At 38.9% G+C, this 17,539-nt stretch carries 20 protein-coding genes; 12 read left to right on the top strand and 8 right to left on the bottom strand.

Features of this window, described 5'->3' with window-relative positions:
• Positions 1-45: 45 nt before the first annotated feature.
• On the top strand, positions 46-915 hold the full coding sequence (gene pstA / locus AACU33_RS13835) for a phosphate ABC transporter permease PstA (protein ID WP_096595250.1): 870 nt from the start codon (positions 46-48) through the stop codon (positions 913-915).
• Complete coding sequence (locus AACU33_RS13830) at positions 915-1,703, top strand: phosphate ABC transporter ATP-binding protein (RefSeq protein ID WP_096589245.1); 789 nt, start codon at positions 915-917, stop codon at positions 1,701-1,703. Before pstA ends, AACU33_RS13830 begins: the two co-directional genes overlap by 1 nt.
• On the opposite strand, the gene AACU33_RS13825 is transcribed toward AACU33_RS13830, so the two are convergent.
• Positions 1,700-1,906 carry a hypothetical protein gene (locus AACU33_RS13825; RefSeq protein WP_096589244.1) on the bottom strand — a complete coding sequence of 69 codons (207 nt, stop codon included), beginning with the start codon at positions 1,904-1,906 and terminating at the stop codon, positions 1,700-1,702. The genes AACU33_RS13830 and AACU33_RS13825 overlap by 4 nt on opposite strands.
• A gap of 79 nt (positions 1,907-1,985) precedes the next feature.
• Between AACU33_RS13825 and AACU33_RS13820 the strand changes: the two genes are divergently transcribed.
• A complete protein-coding gene (locus tag AACU33_RS13820; RefSeq protein ID WP_096589243.1) occupies positions 1,986-2,966 on the top strand; it encodes an aldo/keto reductase in 981 nt (326 codons plus the stop codon).
• A 427-nt stretch (positions 2,967-3,393) separates the two neighbouring features.
• Positions 3,394-3,666: a hypothetical protein gene (locus tag AACU33_RS13815; protein WP_096589242.1), complete on the top strand. Its 273-nt coding sequence runs from the start codon at positions 3,394-3,396 to the stop codon at positions 3,664-3,666.
• 80 nt (positions 3,667-3,746) lie between these two features.
• On the opposite strand, the gene AACU33_RS13810 is transcribed toward AACU33_RS13815, so the two are convergent.
• Positions 3,747-4,580, bottom strand: coding sequence for a DUF2382 domain-containing protein (locus tag AACU33_RS13810; RefSeq protein ID WP_096589241.1), 834 nt, complete (start codon positions 4,578-4,580; stop codon positions 3,747-3,749).
• 317 nt (positions 4,581-4,897) lie between these two features.
• Between AACU33_RS13810 and AACU33_RS13805 the strand changes: the two genes are divergently transcribed.
• On the top strand, positions 4,898-5,767 hold the full coding sequence (locus AACU33_RS13805) for a universal stress protein (RefSeq protein ID WP_096589240.1): 870 nt from the start codon (positions 4,898-4,900) through the stop codon (positions 5,765-5,767).
• A 343-nt stretch (positions 5,768-6,110) separates the two neighbouring features.
• Positions 6,111-6,914, top strand: a complete 804-nt coding sequence (locus AACU33_RS13800) for a prohibitin family protein (protein WP_096589239.1) — start codon at positions 6,111-6,113, stop codon at positions 6,912-6,914.
• A 60-nt stretch (positions 6,915-6,974) separates the two neighbouring features.
• On the opposite strand, the gene AACU33_RS13795 is transcribed toward AACU33_RS13800, so the two are convergent.
• Positions 6,975-7,403 carry a hypothetical protein gene (locus tag AACU33_RS13795; RefSeq protein WP_096589238.1) on the bottom strand — a complete coding sequence of 143 codons (429 nt, stop codon included), beginning with the start codon at positions 7,401-7,403 and terminating at the stop codon, positions 6,975-6,977.
• A gap of 151 nt (positions 7,404-7,554) precedes the next feature.
• Positions 7,555-8,343, bottom strand: coding sequence for a phosphatase PAP2 family protein (locus AACU33_RS13790; protein ID WP_096589237.1), 789 nt, complete (start codon positions 8,341-8,343; stop codon positions 7,555-7,557).
• Positions 8,344-8,696: 353 nt separating this feature from the next.
• Here AACU33_RS13790 and AACU33_RS13785 point away from each other — a divergent pair, with 353 nt between their 5' ends.
• Both AACU33_RS13785 and AACU33_RS13780 read left to right on the top strand, forming a co-directional pair.
• Positions 8,697-9,488, top strand: a complete 792-nt coding sequence (locus AACU33_RS13785; protein ID WP_096589236.1) for a sulfite exporter TauE/SafE family protein — start codon at positions 8,697-8,699, stop codon at positions 9,486-9,488.
• A 66-nt stretch (positions 9,489-9,554) separates the two neighbouring features.
• Positions 9,555-10,241 (top strand): cadmium resistance transporter, encoded by a 687-nt coding sequence (locus AACU33_RS13780; RefSeq protein ID WP_096589235.1) that lies wholly within the window; start codon positions 9,555-9,557, stop codon positions 10,239-10,241.
• Here the strand turns inward: AACU33_RS13780 and AACU33_RS13775 are convergent.
• Positions 10,238-11,173 carry a LysR substrate-binding domain-containing protein gene (locus AACU33_RS13775; protein WP_096589234.1) on the bottom strand — a complete coding sequence of 312 codons (936 nt, stop codon included), beginning with the start codon at positions 11,171-11,173 and terminating at the stop codon, positions 10,238-10,240. The genes AACU33_RS13780 and AACU33_RS13775 overlap by 4 nt on opposite strands.
• Positions 11,174-11,513: 340 nt before the next feature.
• Here AACU33_RS13775 and AACU33_RS13770 point away from each other — a divergent pair, with 340 nt between their 5' ends.
• From AACU33_RS13770 to AACU33_RS13760, 3 genes are all read left to right on the top strand, one after another.
• Positions 11,514-12,266, top strand: a complete 753-nt coding sequence (locus AACU33_RS13770; protein ID WP_096589233.1) for a cadmium resistance transporter — start codon at positions 11,514-11,516, stop codon at positions 12,264-12,266.
• A 106-nt stretch (positions 12,267-12,372) separates the two neighbouring features.
• Complete coding sequence (locus tag AACU33_RS13765; protein ID WP_096589232.1) at positions 12,373-12,996, top strand: hypothetical protein; 624 nt, start codon at positions 12,373-12,375, stop codon at positions 12,994-12,996.
• A gap of 330 nt (positions 12,997-13,326) precedes the next feature.
• On the top strand, positions 13,327-13,752 hold the full coding sequence (locus AACU33_RS13760) for a YidH family protein (RefSeq protein WP_096589231.1): 426 nt from the start codon (positions 13,327-13,329) through the stop codon (positions 13,750-13,752).
• A gap of 285 nt (positions 13,753-14,037) precedes the next feature.
• Here AACU33_RS13760 and AACU33_RS13755 read toward each other — a convergent pair whose 3' ends face one another.
• Together AACU33_RS13755 and AACU33_RS13750 are read right to left on the bottom strand one after the other, a co-directional pair.
• Positions 14,038-14,895 carry an iron chelate uptake ABC transporter family permease subunit gene (locus AACU33_RS13755; RefSeq protein ID WP_096595249.1) on the bottom strand — a complete coding sequence of 286 codons (858 nt, stop codon included), beginning with the start codon at positions 14,893-14,895 and terminating at the stop codon, positions 14,038-14,040.
• Between the two features lie 81 nt (positions 14,896-14,976).
• Positions 14,977-15,717, bottom strand: a complete 741-nt coding sequence (locus AACU33_RS13750; protein WP_339376500.1) for a metal ABC transporter ATP-binding protein — start codon at positions 15,715-15,717, stop codon at positions 14,977-14,979.
• Between the two features lie 258 nt (positions 15,718-15,975).
• On the opposite strand from AACU33_RS13750, the gene AACU33_RS13745 reads away from it, so the two are divergent.
• Complete coding sequence (locus tag AACU33_RS13745) at positions 15,976-16,908, top strand: metal ABC transporter substrate-binding protein (protein WP_445291787.1); 933 nt, start codon at positions 15,976-15,978, stop codon at positions 16,906-16,908.
• 173 nt (positions 16,909-17,081) lie between these two features.
• On the opposite strand, the gene AACU33_RS13740 is transcribed toward AACU33_RS13745, so the two are convergent.
• Positions 17,082-17,462 carry a hypothetical protein gene (locus AACU33_RS13740; RefSeq protein ID WP_096589228.1) on the bottom strand — a complete coding sequence of 127 codons (381 nt, stop codon included), beginning with the start codon at positions 17,460-17,462 and terminating at the stop codon, positions 17,082-17,084.
• Positions 17,463-17,539 lie beyond the last annotated feature (77 nt).

Genomic DNA, 17,539 nt, shown 5'->3' with positions numbered 1-17,539 from the left:
GAGAAATAACTAATAACCATTGATCCTTGACTGTTGACTCTACCAATGCAAAATCTTAAAGCTCAAATTAAAACTCTGAAACTTCCTCAAGATTGGCTACCAATAACTATTATTTGGCTAACTGCTGTTTTGGTAACTGCCATATTCTTGTGGATACTGAATGATATTTTCTGGCATGGAATTGGTCACTTATCTTGGCAATTTATCACCACTGAACCTGTAAATGCTGGTAGAGAAGGGGGAATTGCGCCGATTTTGGTTTCCACCCTGATGATTATGGCAGTATGCATGGCAGTTTCTATCCCTATTGGTGTGGGTACAGCAATTTTGCTGGCAGAATTTACTCCAACTGATAGTATCTTTGGTGGATTAGTGCGGCGCAGTTTAGATGTTTTAGCTGGTGTTCCTTCAATCGTCTTTGGGTTATTTGGTAACGTCTTCTTTTGCCAAATTCTAGGCTTGGGATTTTCTATCCTTGCGGGAGGGTTAACATTAGCGTGTATGGTGTTACCAATCCTCATTCGCTCCACAGAAGAAGGATTTCGTGCTGTGCCCCAAGAGTATAGATTGGGCGCAGCATCTTTGGGTTTTTCTCGTACCACGACTTTATGGGAAATATTATTACCCGCTGCTATACCTGGTTTAATTGTGGGTTTGGTGCTGGGGATAGGAAGAGCGATCGCAGAAACTGCTGCTTTAATTTTTACTAGTGGTTATGTAGATAGAATGCCAGAATCATTGCTAGATTCTGGACGCGCACTTTCGATTCATATTTTTGATTTATCAATGAATATCTCTGGCGGAGATAGCAGTGCTTACGCTTCAGCATTAATTTTACTTTTATTGCTGCTGTTAATTAATGGCACAGCCGCATGGATTGCCGAAACTTGGTTGCACAGGAGAATTATTAACTGATGACACAGCCAGAAGAAACATTTCAACCATTGATTCAAACTGAGAACTTGACCTTACAATACGGGCAAAAAACGGCCTTTGCAAACGTCAATCTCAGCATCAATGCAGGTGAAATTGCTGCTTTAGTTGGCCCTTCAGGTTGTGGAAAAACTAGCTTTCTCAGTTGTCTGAATCGCTTAACTGATTTGATTCCTCACTGTCGGGTAAAGGGGCGAATTCAAATAGGTGCTTTTGATGTACTCAATACCAAAATAGATGCGATCGCACTGCGGCGTAAAGTTGGCACGATCTTCCAAAAACCGAATCCTTTTCCTTTATCTATTTGGAAGAATTTAGAATTACCGTTGCGAGAACACGGGATTAAAAACCGCGAAACAATTGATGCGATCGTTGAGACAACTCTCACCGATGTAGGATTATGGGATGAAGTCAAAGACCGATTGCATACATCAGCTTTAGCGCTTTCCGGCGGACAACAGCAACGTTTGTGCATAGCAAGAGCTTTAGGTTTGCAACCAGAAATTTTACTATTGGATGAACCTTGTAGCGCCTTAGACCCAATTTCCAGTGGTGTAGTTGAAGATTTAATTACCAGCCTGCGGGGACGTTATACATTGCTGATTGTCACTCATAATCTTGCACAAGCCAAGCGCATTGCCGATCGTGTAGCTCTGTTTTGGGTTCAAGATGGCGTTGGTCAACTAATTGAAACGGGGACAGTAGCCCAAATTTTTGAATCTCCCCAGCATCCGCTAACGGCTGCCTATGTTACAGGTGCAAGGGGCTAAAATCTCAACAATCCCAGGATAATATCTCCGGTTGCTGCTTGCATTTCAACCCCTGGTTTTAATACTGATGATTCGCTCCCCAAAATAGTATCAGTGTGAATATCTGCAAGGGCAAGGGTTTCTCTCAACAGAAGCGAACTAAGTACTGGAAGGATAAATTCAAACACTAACAATTCACTGAAGTACAGTCTTTGACATCTCATTGCTATCTCAACTGCTAACGATAGTTCCCAGAAATTATCTGATAATAAACTTTGAGAAACCTTGTTTTCAGGGATAAATATGCAGATTAGCCAGGAATTATCGCTCCCAACTATGGGTTGTGGAACTTGGGCATGGGGAAACCAGTTGCTTTGGGGATACGATCGCAGTATGGATGAGGAGTTGCAAGCTGTCTTTAATCTTTGTGTCAGCAACGGTGTGACGTTATTTGACACAGGCGATTCTTACGGTACTGGCAAATTAAAGGGACGCAGCGAGATACTTCTGGGAAAATTTGCGCGCGAATATCAAGGTATCAATGCAGAAAAAATTTGCATCGCCACTAAGCTAGCTGCTTACCCTTGGAGATGGACGCGTCAATCAATGGTACAAGCTGGTAAAGCTTCTGCCCAACGCTTAGGCAGAAATATAGATTTAGTGCAGATGCATTGGTCTACGGCAAATTATGCGCCTTGGCAAGAGGAAAGGCTGTTAGATGGACTGGCTGACCTTTATGAGCAAGGATTAGTCAAAGCTGTAGGCTTATCCAATTACGGGCCAAAACGTCTGCAACGGGTATATAAAAAATTTAGCGATCGCGGCGTGGCGATCGCAACTCTACAAGTTCAATACTCTCTACTATCCACATATCCTGTCACCCAACTAGGACTGAAAGACGTTTGCGACGAAATGGGAATCAAACTTGTTGCTTATAGTCCTTTAGGACTGGGGTTATTAACCGGAAAATACTCAAAGACAGGGCCTTTTCCCAAAGGTATCCGCGGTTTATTGTTTCGGCAGTTATTACCAGGTATTGACCCGCTTTTAGCCTGTGTCAGAGAGATTGCACAGTCCAGAAATAAAACTATGTCACAAGTAGCAATTAACTGGTGCATCAGTAAAGGAACTATTCCCATCCCTGGCGCAAAAAACGTCAAACAAGGACAAGAAAATATTGGTGCTTTAGGTTGGTATTTAGATTCCGGTGAGATAGCAGCACTCGACCAAGCGGCGGACAGTTTAGATAAAAAAATGGTACAGAATATTTTTCAGACTAAGTAATATCGTATTCCTTCAAATCATCGTCATTGCGACCTGCGATTGCGTCGTGTGACTCCGTTTCACTCGCGGCGGACATCTTATTCTCAAATATCAGAAAGCACTCAGTATCAATAGTTTGTAGTTGCGCTTTAGCGCTATAGACGCAACGCAGCTTCTCGCAGAGTAGGGCAACTACAAGCCAAATACAGAGATTTTATTTTTCGTGACATAGTTTGGTTTTTTCTCGCCTACTTACATTGGCAGATTTCCGATGAATATACCTTTCAATATATTCATATATGAATATATTTTTCCGCTTTCATTTCAGCATTTAGATACTTGCAGAGGAATTTAGCTGAATGTTTAAATGCTATTAACAATTGCAATTAAATTGCAGTCTATTCTCAATTTTTCGCCCAGTAATTTTGTAAGTTAGTCAAAACTGAACATGACGGAAAATACATTAGTTGATAAAACCTTCCGTGACAACAATGGCAACATTGTAATCGCTCAGATGCCAAACCTACCACTGATTGTTTGGATAGTAACTAGTTTACTAGCTTTAATCTTTACAAGTGGCACTATCAATACAGGATTAAATTTCGTTGCCAATGGCTCTTTGTTTACTTGGGCTTGGCTGGAATTATTTGATGGCGTTAATTATTTTCGCCGAGCTTTAGGTCTTGCTGTATTAATTGGTCTAATCGCCTTAAATATTTAATATTTATAGCATTTCTAAGTCAAATCAAAACCATGTAGAGACCTGAGTATATGGTCTCTACATTTAATAAAAGACTAGAGCTATTTGTCCACAATTGGACGACCTTCAGTATCTACATCAAGTTCTTCGCGTCTAACAGTATCTTGAGCTTGAGCTGTTTCCTGTTCGACAACTTTCTGGACTCGAACTTCTTCCCGCACAACAGTTTCCTTGCGGATATCGGGAGTTTCTTCGTAAATTTCCATGCGCGCTACTTCACCTTCACGAAAGGCCTCATCTGGATTAGTTGGTGTTGCATTTGTAGGATTGGTGCGCTCAATTATTACTCGCTCTTTTTCAACGAGTACTGCAACACTAGCAGTCTCGGTTTCTACATGTTTACCAACAGCAACTTCCCCAACCTTACGACGTTGTTTGTTAGCAATTAACCGTTCTTCGTAAAGTTTTAAAATTTGGCTGTCTTGTTTATTAATGTCGTAAAGTGAAGGTTCTTGCTCGTAATTGTAAGTGTTGCGGTCGTAAGTAGCAGGCTGATTTACAGCAGAAGTCGCGACTGAAGGCCGATAGACTCCGCGTACTTGCTCTTCATAATCGTAATCAACCTTTTCTAGGTCATCAAAGTTAGGCAAGTTTTCTACTTGCTGTTTAGTTAGACCTTTAGCATAAATTCGTTTGTCAGTGTAATGAATGTCAGCAAGTCCAACTGGTAGCAAAACTTTTTTACCGAACACCCAGAAACCCGTATCCACTACAAAATAACGGAATTTACCAGTTTGTTCGTCAACTAAAATGTTGTGAACTGAACCAACTTTTTCATTTGTTTGAGCATAAACATCAAAGCTTTTGATGTCATCAATATCGGAGGAATTTTCACGATATTCTGGGTAGAATTCTTCTAATTTTACAAGCGCCATGTGCTTGTTCTCCAATCTCAACATCTATGAGCTACTATATTGAACATTCTTCTCAATAACTTCTAACTATTGGATGATTAACCTAGGTGTATCTGTGAAATTAATTTCAAATCCCAAATATAAAATTTCTCACGCCCTAACTCACCTTGAAGGCTGTCACCCGATCGCTTACTTGAATACCTAGCATTTCCGTGATACTCTCAGCAAAATCGTGATGTAATTGCGATCGCACTATAAAATATGCTGTCACCCAAGCGAACTTGATATAGGTTTTGGGATTAGATTAAAAAATTCTCAATCTCTTTTACTGGGTATCTATGTTTCAAAGAGTTTTGATTTGCACGGATTTTTCTGACGGTTTACACCGTCTAACACATTTTGTTTCTAGCCTGGCGCTTGCGGGGATGAAGCACATAGTTTTTCTGCACGCTGTCCCCGTGTGGGATAAAGGCATTATTGCACGAGTTGATACTGAGAAAATAGAACAAGCTCAAACTCGATTAGCAAATAATCTTGCTGAAAGTTCTCCTGATGTAGAAGTAAAAATCGAAGTTCAATCGGGAAAGCCTGTTGAAATTATCCTGAAAGTTGCCCAAACCTATCACTCCCAATTGATTATATTGGGTTCTCAAAGTCGCAGCTTATTCACTGAAAAATTGGTGGGTAGCACGATGGCTGACTTATCTCACAAAACAAAAATTCCGCTTTTGGTACTGCGTCCTCAGTTAATCTCTACATATACTTCTGAAGAATTAACGCTTCGTTGTCAGCATCTTTTCCGGTCTTTGCTACTTCCCTACAACGGGACTCAAACGGCGAATCATCTTGTTCAACAGGTGAAGCATTTAGCTCAACAACAATCCGATCGATATCTACAACAGTGTACGCTGTGCTGGGTACTAGATGATAATGGTCGGCGAGACATACCACAGAAAATTTTACCCCAGCAGGCTCAACAAAGGTTATCTGAGATTAAAGCAGATTTAGAAGAAGTAAATTTACAAGTGAATACAGAAGTTCGTGAAGGACACTCCATCACCCAGATTTTAGAAGCAGCTGCAATTGCAGATATTAGTGCGATCGCACTATCATCCGGAACGATAGGTACAATTCAAGAATGGCTAGTTTCCAGTTTTGCGGCTGAATTATTGCGCTATAGCTGGTATCCCGTACTCTTTTTTCCTTAGAAACTAACAAGCCGCAGTCTATAAACATCAACCATTGACTTCGGCTCTGCAATTGCAAAACCATAATGTAATTTTGCAAAAATCTCCCGCAGTGCTTGAGACTGCAAGGATATTTAGAGATTATTTGTCCGCAGTACTAAAGCTTCTTTTTAAAGGTAATCAATATCTTCGTTAAACATAATATTAATCTTTTAATATTGGATGCACCCGTTAAACCCAATTCCTCTTTTGGCTAGTTTATATCAATTAACTAAAACCTTGATATAGATAGATTTATCGTAGTACCTCTTTATAATATATAATAATAAATTGCCAACATGGTATAACCATTGCATTGGTCAATATGAAACAAATTAAATTCACAAATAATGCTGGGAAAATAACTGCACTTTTATTTCTCATCACAATTTTGCTGACACCTTTTGCGATCGTAAATGCTGGAGAACGTGGCGTTTTGATGCAGTTTGGTAAGGTACAGGAAACAGTATTAGGAGAAGGAATACATATTATAATTCCTATTGTCAATACAGTTAAAAAAATCAGCGTGAGAGTTCAAAAACAACAAATATCTGCTGAAGCTTCTTCTAAAGATTTACAAGATGTTTTTACAGATGTAGCATTAAATTGGCACGTTATACCTGAAGAAACCAATATAGCGTTTCAAGAAATTGGTGACGAACAAGATATAATTAATAAAATTATCAATCCGGCGGTAGAAGAAGTTTTAAAAGCAGTTATAGCCAGGTATACAGCAGAAGAAGTAGTTACTAAACGAGGCGAAGTAAAATCTGAAGTTGATGATACCTTAACAGCAAGATTGCATGGCTACCATATTGCAGTTGATGATATTTCACTGGTTCATGTCAATTTCTCAGAAAAATTTAGTGAAGCTGTTGAGGCAAAACAAATTGCCGAACAAGATGCCAAACGAGCAGATTTCATCGCACTCAAAGCCGCAAAACAAGCAGAAGCTAAGGTTAATTTGGCTAAGGGAGAGGTAGAAACAAACAGATTACTAAGGGATAGTTTGACTAATGAAATTTTGGAAAGACAGGCAATAGAAAAATGGGATGGTAAATTACCTTTAATTATGACTAAAGATGCTCCTAAGTTTTTAAATATGAATGAGATTTTAAAACTCAAGTAATATCTGTAATCTTTTAAATCGTTCCAAAAATTAACCCAGTTTTAATAACTGGGTTTTTCATTAACTACCAGAAAAGAAGCTAGGAGTATCAAGAATTTTAAAATGAATTAATGCCAAAATTAAAAATGTATAGGCAGTTGAAGAAACTAAGCCTGTCAGTAGTTCTTTTTTGACGTTACGTTCTTGAGTTTGTTTTTGCAACATATCAATTGCACCTGCTTGCATCAATAGAATACCGATAATGTTAGATAGCCAGTAACCAATGATGACACCAGGCATCAGTAATTTAGGAGCAAACAGACTACAAATATAACCAAAAAAATAAGCGATTGGTAAATTGAATACTAAATCATTCCACCAGCATAATGGTGATAATAAATATCCAATTACTAAGAAAAATCCACCTCTGAGCTTCTGGATGAATGTTTTAGGTAAGTTTTCTGGGGTTGGCGATAACAACTCTTGACCGCTTTTTTCAATATCATTCATATTTTGTTCACTAATCCTATCAATTAACCGTACTTTAAAATAAAAAAGCCAAAAAGTCTAGTGCTAAACAGAAATGTGAATCTCAGAAATGGTTGATTGTACTTGCAGAGTCTGTATGAAAAAACTCTATATGTACGACTGAAAATTTTTATTATTGATTGAGTAATTGCTGTTCTTCAGGAAGTAACTCCGTTTCACTGGCTGGTTTTTGAGTTGTAATATTTGCTGACTGTGATAATGGTCGAATAATTAAACTCACACTAATAGCCCAAGCGATCGCCACCATCCAACCTGCAATAATGTCACTGGGAAAATGTACTCCCAAATAGAGGCGTGTCCAGCCAATAGCTATGATATACACGCTACCCAAAATGACTGTTAACCAAGACCAAACACTACCCCAAGTTAAAACTACCAAAAGCGCAATCAGCGTCATACTCGCCATCGCATGGCCGCTGGGAAAGGAATAATCAAACTTTGGTGCAACTGAAGTCCACAAACTAGGACGTACTCTATGCCAGAATTCTTTGGCAGTGAGGTTGATAATCGCACTACCAGCCGCAGTCATTACTAAATAAGTCAGCGATCGCCAACGTCGTTGCACTAGTAGAATAAGTGCGATCGCGCTCAAAATGGGTAATACAGTCTTAAAAGAACCCGATTTTGTTAATATCGACGCGAATACATCTAATTGCGGTTGTGCAATTGAGTGAATCGTCACCAGAATCGGTAAATCCCAAGGGAAACCACCCTCGTTGTACCGCACCTCTAAAGCCAGCAGTCCAAAAATTTGTAGCGGTACATATACCCCGACAAACAGCAGCAACAAAGAACGCCAATAGGTAATTAACAATTTTTGTATAAACCCAATAGGCGATCGCGGCTTTGGCGAAGCTACCATCTGTTGATTTTCATCTTTGGCTTTTTCTAACTCTGCCATACAAAGTACGGTATTGCAATTGAATTAAAGTAGTTTTTTGAGATACTATCATTTAGTCTACTACTGAAGTGTCAAGATAGTCCAAAATCCTATCAATCGCAGATAAGCTGATTTTGAATAAGTATAAATAGCAATCAGTGTTTAATTAAACTTTACATAAATCCTAGACTTTAATTTATTTTCGCTTTAAAATACGGTAAGCCGATCAGGTTTAAGGGTTTGTTGAAGTTATCCCAGCAGTCATTTAAAACTTGCAATTGTACGAAACCTGCTGCTCAACAAAGTTACAACCAATATTTTAGTTCTCGGTTAAACACAACTACATTCATGAAACCCCGGTTAAGGACAGTAGTATGGATTTTTTCTTGTTGCCTATTTTCAGCTTTCTAGTTGGTATTGTCGTTGGTTTGACGGGAATAGGTGGTGCTTCTCTCATAACTCCGATGTTGATTTTTGTATTTCAAGTACCACCAGCGGTTGCGGTAAGTTCTGATGTGGTCGCAGCGACGTTAATGAAACTTGTTGGTAGCATTAAACATTGGCAACAACAAACCCTCGATACAGAAGTAGTGAAATGGCTGGCTTTCGGGAGTGTTCCTGGTTCTTTGTTGGGGGTAGGAATACTGCACTTGATTAAAAATCATGCTGAATATAACCTAAACAGCATTATGTTGCATTTGTTAGGCGTGACGATTTTAGCAGTCACTCTTTTGGCATTAGTGCAAATGCTGCTATTCACCTTCTTTCCCCAATTGCAACTACCTGAACTACCAAAATTTGACTTAACTACTCAACTAGGACGCTTACAAACGGTAAGTATAGGAGCATTTTTAGGCTGTATTGTAGGTTTAACAAGTGTCTCTTCTGGTTCAATGTTTGCCTTGGTGTTGATAGCATTTTTTCGTTTGGATGCGCGAAAGTTAGTTGGTACAGATATTTCCCAAGCTGCAATTCTGTTACTATTCACTGCTATTGGACATCTCACCTTGGGAACAGTTGATTGGAATTTAGTATTACCAATTTGGCTTGGTTCCGTACCAGGAGTATTGTTAGGTGCTAAAGTCTGTCAAATTGCGCCGCAGAAACCACTACGGTTTATGGTTTACTTTATATTGATGATGGTGAGCTTAAAGTTAGTTTATTAAAACAGAGATTTTTTAACCGATAATGTTTAACTAAAAAAATTCAGTAAATAAATCGGGATCTCTGGAATGAGTGAGTTAGTGACTACACTTTTAGTAGGAATCTCAGCTTTCGTCGCCACTAATATTGATGATATCGTTATTTTATTATTACTGTTTTCTCAAATAAATTCTAACTTTAGATGTCGGCACATTGTTGCTGGTCAATATTTAGGCTTTACTGTGTTAATTATTGCTAGTCTTCCGGGGTTATTTGGTGGATTAATCATCCCACCCAACTGGATTGGACTGCTAGGATTAATACCAATGACGATGGGTATCAGCAGTTTGATTAATCGCGAAACAAATGAAACGCCAGAGATTGAAGCTATCACAGTAGAGTATCAAGATGCCAACACCATCAGTTTGTTGAATGTACAAACTTACAGAGTTGCAGCTATCACCATTGCTAATGGTAGCGATAATATCAGTGTCTACATACCATTATTTGCTAGTAGTACTACAGGCAATTTTGTAATTATAATTGGAGTGTTTTTTATATTAATTGCGATTTGGTGTTATTTAGCTTATAAATTTACTTCTCAAACAACAATAGCAAGTATATTAAGTCAGTATAGTAATTATATTTTGCCTTTTGTATTAATAATTTTGGGTGGAATAATTATTTTGAAAACAGCAGCTTTGAGCTTAATCAAGCTAGCAGCTAGTTGTATTTGTTTAGCAATTTTAGTCAAAAAACAACCATTATCAAACTAAGCTACCTGTATATTATCTTGCATCAAAATCGATTCAAAAGCTACCATGACTCGCGTATGAAAACGTTGGCGGTGTTTTAATTTCCAAACAGGCTGAACAATCTCTAATTTCTTAGTAGATTGTTTTTGCGGATCGATAATTTGCACAGAGTGTAATGTACCTAGTTGTAATTCTTTTTTTACCATTGATTCTGGAAGCGCAGCAGCACCAACACCACTTTCTACTACTGCTTTAACCATTTCACTAGTCGTTAGGTTAAGTACAACATCTAAATTGCTGGGTTCAATTCCCCAACTTTGTAAGGCTCGTTCAAACATTTGCTGTGCGCCGGAACCAGATTCGCGCATTACCCAATTTGTGTTCAATAATTCATCTAAATAAATTTCGCCGCGTTGATACCAAGGGTGAGATTTACCTACTACAATTTGTAAGCGATCGCTTCCTACTTCGTTTTTCTCTAAAGATTGCTGTAATGATGGTTTAATCTCTCCTGTTACTAAACCTAAATCGTACATCCCGACAGCAGTTCCTTCACATATTTCTTCGGCATTTCCTAACTGACAATTGATAAAAATGCCAGGATACAACTGCTTAAACTGGCTAATTTTTTCGGGTAGCCAATAGTTACCTACAGTCAGGCTTGCACCAATTTTTAATTCTCCCCGTTGCAAATTATTTAATTCTTTCAAACCGCGTTCTGTTAACTCTACATGGTCAAGAATCTTTTGTGCTTCACCCTGTAATAATTTACCTGCATCTGTGATTTCAATATGACGACCAATGCGATGAAATAACCTGACACCATATTCTGTCTCTAGGCTTTGAATAGCAGCACTAACTGCTGGTTGAGTAATATAAAGTGCTTCCGCTGCACGAGTAAAGTGCAACATTTCTGCCACAGCTAAAAAAATTCGCAACTGTTCCAACGTCACGTCGCTTCGCTCCGAATTAAAAATTTAAAATTTGAAATTTAAAATTAACAATCCTCAAATTTCCATAAATCGCGTAGCAGTGAATTTGAACATACTGAAAGAATTATACGGTAAATTCAGCGGAAAACTGTAGATAGTGTAATAGTTTTTCCTGACATACTTGCAGTCAAAATCTACATATCGATAAATTCAGTCTATGGATTTAACAAAAAAGACTGTTTGCTCTTATTAATGGGTAGCCATAGAGTGAAACTATGCCTTTGAAACAGGTTCCTTAGCCAAGCAGATCGCCGATCCAGATGCTTGAGAGGCACTACCATTAAGGAGACACAACGCACCCATGAGCGAACTACTGACTGCTATTCCTACAGGACTCACCGCCTTTGCTGCTACTAATCTTGATGATATCGTCGTTCTGTCGCTATTTTTCTCACAAATCAATGCGTACTTTCGCCGTCGTCACATCGTCATCGGTCAGTATTTGGGTTTTAGTGCGTTAGTAGTTGCCAGCTTACCCAGCTTTTTTGGTAGATACATACTACCAGAATCCTGGATTGGGTTACTCGGTATTGTACCCATCATCATCGGTATCCATCGCTTACTCAATCAAGAGAATAACGATACAGAAGATGTCAGTACCCCTGAATCTTCTCAAGCTTGGTGGAGTAATTTTCTTTCACCTCAAACCTACGGTGTAGCAGCAGTTACCATTGCCAATGGTAGTGACAACATTAGTATCTATATGCCCTTATTTGCTACCCATACCTGGGATAGGTTACTTGTAATTTTAGTAGTCTTCTTTCTGTTGGTAGGGGTGTGGTGTTATACAGCTTATCGCTTAACTCAGATTGGGGCGATCGCTTCTGCAATTACGCGCTACGGTCACTCTTTAGTTCCCTTTGTGCTCATCGGATTAGGTGTTTCCATTTTAGTAGAAAGCCAAACCTTAGAAACTCCTGCTTTAGTTTTTATTACATGTGTATGTATTGGTTCTTACCTATTATTTATAGGCAAGAACATTTGGCAAGAAAATTATGGACTTTCTTTTGAAGCATCTAAATCAGAAGTTATCCAGGGAGTTAAACAAAAATAAGTTTTGATGTTGACAAGTTATGCCAGCAGACAGATGAAATTCTTGCAAATTAATTCTCTGAATTAAGTAATTAATGCTAAAGAAACTAACCGATCTGGAGAAACCCATGAAATTGTTCAAAAATACTCTTGTAAAAATCACCCTTGTTTGCTTATTGCTACTAGTAAACTTAACGATCGCTCAACCATCTTGGGCAGGAAGTAAATTAGCTGATGACCCAGACTATATAGAAATTACCAAATCTCTGGAAACTGCTTTACAGGATAAACAAACCCAAGGCTCTACACCAGAAATTGAGCAAAAAATTTCTAATTTGCAATACCAAAAGTATATTGTAGAAAATAGCGAAGATCCTGTAGGAATTTGTCGCAATGAAACAGATAAAACTCTATTAGTCTACGGTCAGAAACCTAAAAAATCCACCTCATCCTATGACAATCAATTATATCTGCTACCCAGTGGTGCAGAAACAGATGATGAGTGGGATTGCCAAGGCGTATATATTCCCGGAAAAGCAGCTACAGAAGAACAAGCAGCCACATCAGCTAAAGCTTTGAAGATTGTTCACGGAACTCGGTTAGTTGCAACAACCAACCCCGAAACAGGAGAAACAGAATTCAATCTTCCACCTGCAAAGGTTTTTCAATCTGGTGAAGCTAACTGGTTGATTCCTGAAGATGTGCAAGCCACGCTAGATGCAGGACTTACCACTGCCAAAATTAACGATTAAGTAAATTAAGCTCAAGTTCTCAATCAAAAACTCCACCCACAAGCGGATGGAGTTTTTGGCAATATTTAGTAGTAAAAATGTTTTAAAACTGTTGCTCAAACAGGTATTAAACCAGTTTAAAATAACTAGCGATTTAGCATTGCTAAACCCCTATAAATGACTGAACGCAAAGTACAATAAAAGAAATTGATTAAAAAGTTTAAGTTAATCAATAAGTTTAATTGATAATAATAAAATGCTATTTAATTGGCAATTAAATTATTGATATAGTTGGTTTAGATGCAAATAAATATTGAAAATTGTCAGGAATTGATTCAATAAGTAAATCGCATGAAGATAGAAGCAGCAAAAGTAGAAGAGAATAAAGTAGAAAAAAAGAAGTACAGGTCAGATAGAGTTCGGGATCACTTAGCCAATGAACGTACCTATCTAGCATGGATGCGGAGTGGAATTGCACTCATGGGTTTTGGTGTGTTAATTGTACGCTTGCGGATCATTCGACCGCCATTAGCACCACAACCTCCTGGTAATGGTTGGAAGTTAGGTTTAGCATTTGCTTTAGTTGGCGTGTTAACAGTATTACTTTCAACGCAGCATTATTTCGCTGTTCGTCGAGACATTGATGAAGATACTTATCAACCTCCAGATCGTTGGATACTTCTGGCGAGTCTAGCTGTGATTGTCCTCGGTGGGGGCGTACTCTACTACGTGTTTACGGTTCCTTTAGATTATTTGAGTACTTATATTCTGGAGTAATGCATTTTCCACTTTGCGATCGCATTCTCATCACTGCGATCGCCTTTGGTATCATGTCATCATGTCATTGTTATAACCTTAACGTTTAACGTTTGAGGTTTAAGGCTAATTGTTGTAATGTTGATGAGTGCGATCGCATTTTAATATTTTGTATATTTAAATACAAATATTATACGTAGTAGCACGGCATCAATAATATTTCTATTGATAGAATAACTTTACTGGTGCCGTGCCCCTACCATGTATCGCACACCATTGACAATCTGTGGTTTAGAAGTTTATTGATTACTTTTCTACCATTTCTTTCTTCTGCTGCGGTGCAAAGATGCCGTGTCGCGGACTAAATAATAACGCCAATACAAATAATCCCGATACAACTAAAACAATCGCAGGGCCTGAAGGCAAGTTATAAAAGTAGCTAAGGTACATACCGCTAATACTAGAAATAACGCCAATAACTGCACCCAAAATCATTACTTGGTTTAAGCGTTTAACTAATAGATAAGCAGTAGCACCTGGAGTAATTAATAGTGAAAGTACGAGAATTACTCCTACAGCTTTCATACTGGCAACAATTGTTAATGCAATTAGCAGCATTAATCCAAAGTTCAGGCGATTGACTGGTAAACCTGCGGCTTGTGCGCCTAAAGGGTCAAAGGTGTAAAATAAAAGTTCTTTATATAACAAAACTACGACTAATAGAACAATCGCGGCAATAATTGCAGTGTCTCTTACTTCATCAATGGTGACGCCAAGAATATTGCCGAATAGAAAGTGATTGAGGTCGATTTTGTTATCTTTTTGAATTACGGTAATTAGAGTAATACCAAGGGCAAAGAATGCAGAGAAAACTATGCCCATTGCTGCATCTTCTTTAATTGGCGATCGCGTTCTAATAACTGCGATCGCCATTGTACTTACAACCCCGGCAATAAATGCCCCAACAAATATATTTCCTCCCACCATAAAGGCGATCGCTAGTCCTGGCAAAACTGAGTGACTGATCGCATCACCCAGTAATGCCAATCGCTGTACCATCAAGTAGCTACCAACGACGGCACACAACAAGCCAACTAAAATTGCAATCACAAGCGATCGCTGCATAAAGCCATATTGCAATGGCTCAATTAATGCTTGAAATATCATTTGTCATTTGTCCTTAGTCATTGGTCATTTGTCATTTGTCATTTGGCTGATAAATAATGACTCTTGACTCTTGACAATCTAGGCTGCATCAGAAAAGTACATTACTTTACCACCATAAGCACGGTGTAAGTTTTCTTCGGTGAGTACTTGTTGCCGTGAACCTGTGGCGATTAATTCTTGGTTTAATAATATTAAATCATCAAAGTGAGTGATGGATTCGCCTAAGTCATGGTTGACTACTAAGACAATGTTGCCTGCGGCTGCGAGTTCGTGGAAGACTTCAAAAATTACTGTCTGAGTTTTCTGATCGATACCTACTAAAGGTTCATCAAAACAGAAAATCTCTGCTTGCTGGGTTAAAGCACGGGCTAAAAATACTCGCTGCTGCTGTCCTCCGGAAAGTTCGCCAATGGGGCGATCGCGATATTGATTCATCCCCACTCTTTCTAAGGCATTATTTGCTACTTGGCGGCTAACTGCGGAAAAGCTACGCAACCATCCAGTCTTTTTTACCCTTCCCATCATCACTACATCCCAAACAGTAGCGGGGTAAGTCCAGTCAATTTGGCTGCGCTGTGGTACATACGCAACTTTCTCTAGTTGCTGCATTAACGGTTTTTCTTGGTATAAGACATTACCGCTACTTGGAGTAACCAAGCCTAACATGGCTTTCATCAATGTACTTTTACCCGCACCGTTGGGGCCAAAAATACCCGTGAGTTTACCAGGTTCAATAAAACAGTTGACATCTCTCAAAGCTTCTTGAGCGCGGTAGTGTACGCCAAGATGGGTAATGCTAATCCCTTGTTTTGATTTCATTGCATGAGTTTTAATAACTTGTGCAGGTATTTCCTCGTTGTGTAACGATGCTTGAGTACTTTTATTGTAAAAAGAGATACTTTTCATAATTTTATTTTTATATTTCATTACTTGAGCTTACTATAAAAATGAGAGAAATATGAAAAAAACTATAGTGAGAAGTAATATTACTGATAAATGAAACTAATGCTTGGGGTAGAGATGAGCTGCTGCGGTGAAGTGAAGATAAACAGAATCAACAAGAATATTGTTTCGCAGATGTGTCTGGGAATTCTTCTGCCTTTGGCTTTATTCGGTTGTAGTCAGCCGACTGAAAGTAACAGTCCTCAGGGGAATGGTAAACCGAAAGTTGTTGCAACCAGCACAATCATTGCCGATCTAACGCAAGAAATTGGGGGAGATGAAATTCAGCTAACAGGAATTCTCAAACCAGGTACAGATCCGCACGTTTACGAACCAGTACCAGCAGACAGCCGAGTTTTAGAAGAAGCTAAATTGATTTTGTATAACGGCTACAATCTAGAACCAGGATTAATTAAGTTAATGAATGCTGCTGGCGGAAGAGTGAAGCGGTTAGCAGTGGGAGAAGTTGTTAAACCTTTGGAGTTAGATAAAGGTAAAGGTGAAATAGTACCAGATCCTCATGTTTGGGGCAGTGCAGAAAATGCGATCGCAATGGTAAATGCGATTCGCGATGGTTTAATTGAGTTATTGCCAGAAGATAAAGAGAAATTTACGCAGAATGCAGCGCAACTAACCAAGGAATTAAAGCAGTTACATAGCTGGATCGATCGACAAATTCAAACTATCCCAGCCGATAAACGCAAACTTGTCACCACCCACGATGCATTTCAATATTATGGACGCGCTTATCAAATAGCGATCGCTGGTACATTAATTGGCATCAGTACCGAAGAACAACCAAGCGCCCAAACAGTACAGCGATTGGTAGAATCTATTAAAAAAATCGGCGTTCCGGCAATTTTTGCGGAAACTACAATCAACCCCGCTTTAATTAAGACTGTAGCCCAGGAAGCAGGAGTTAAACTAGCGCCACGTCAACTCTACTCTGACTCAATTGGGGCAAAAGGTAGTGAAGGCGATACTTATATCAAAATGATGGAGGCGAATACCCGCACCATTGTCGAAGCACTAGGGGGCAAATATACGCCTTATCAACCTAATCAGTAATACCAATTCAAAATTCCAAATTACGCCTAATGTGAATTAGGAAAAAAGGCGGGAGAAGTAAAAAGATAAAAGTTACCAGCAATTCATTTCAGACTTCCCCTATGACTAGCATAGACTTTGGAACACTAATTACAACAATCTTTCTATCGTTTATAGGCTAAGTTCACCAATTTTTATATTGCTAACTCACCCTGATTTCTATTTTTCCTCTGCCTAAAGTGACACAAGAGGGATAAGAAAGGTTCGATGTCTTGTAGTCGCTCCTTGGGTAGTACCTCATCTGTTTCCGAACCCTGTAAGTTTAGTGTATGGGAGGGAGGATTGTAGAGGAAGAGATGCGATCGCTGGGCACCTAATTGATGTTTAATTTCTAAGATGACGTGACCAAGAAAAGTATCAAGTTCGGAGTCGACGGCGAGGCGATCGAGACTATTTTTGAGTGCTGTGTTTGTTTTAGAAAGTTTCGCAACTCGTTCTTGTTCGCCACTCAGCAAATTCTGCTGTGCTTCTTGTAGTTCTGTAATGTCGGCATTGGTATCCCAAGCACCAATCACAAATCCATCCTTAACAGTGCTGACTATCTTACATTTAAGATCTAAAGTTTTCTTCCCTTGCTGTCAATTTATTCAGA

The organism is Calothrix sp. NIES-2098 (genome assembly GCF_963875125.1).
GTDB lineage: Bacteria > Cyanobacteriota > Cyanobacteriia > Cyanobacteriales > Nostocaceae > Aulosira.
This window is presented reverse-complemented; position numbering and strand designations above follow the sequence as displayed.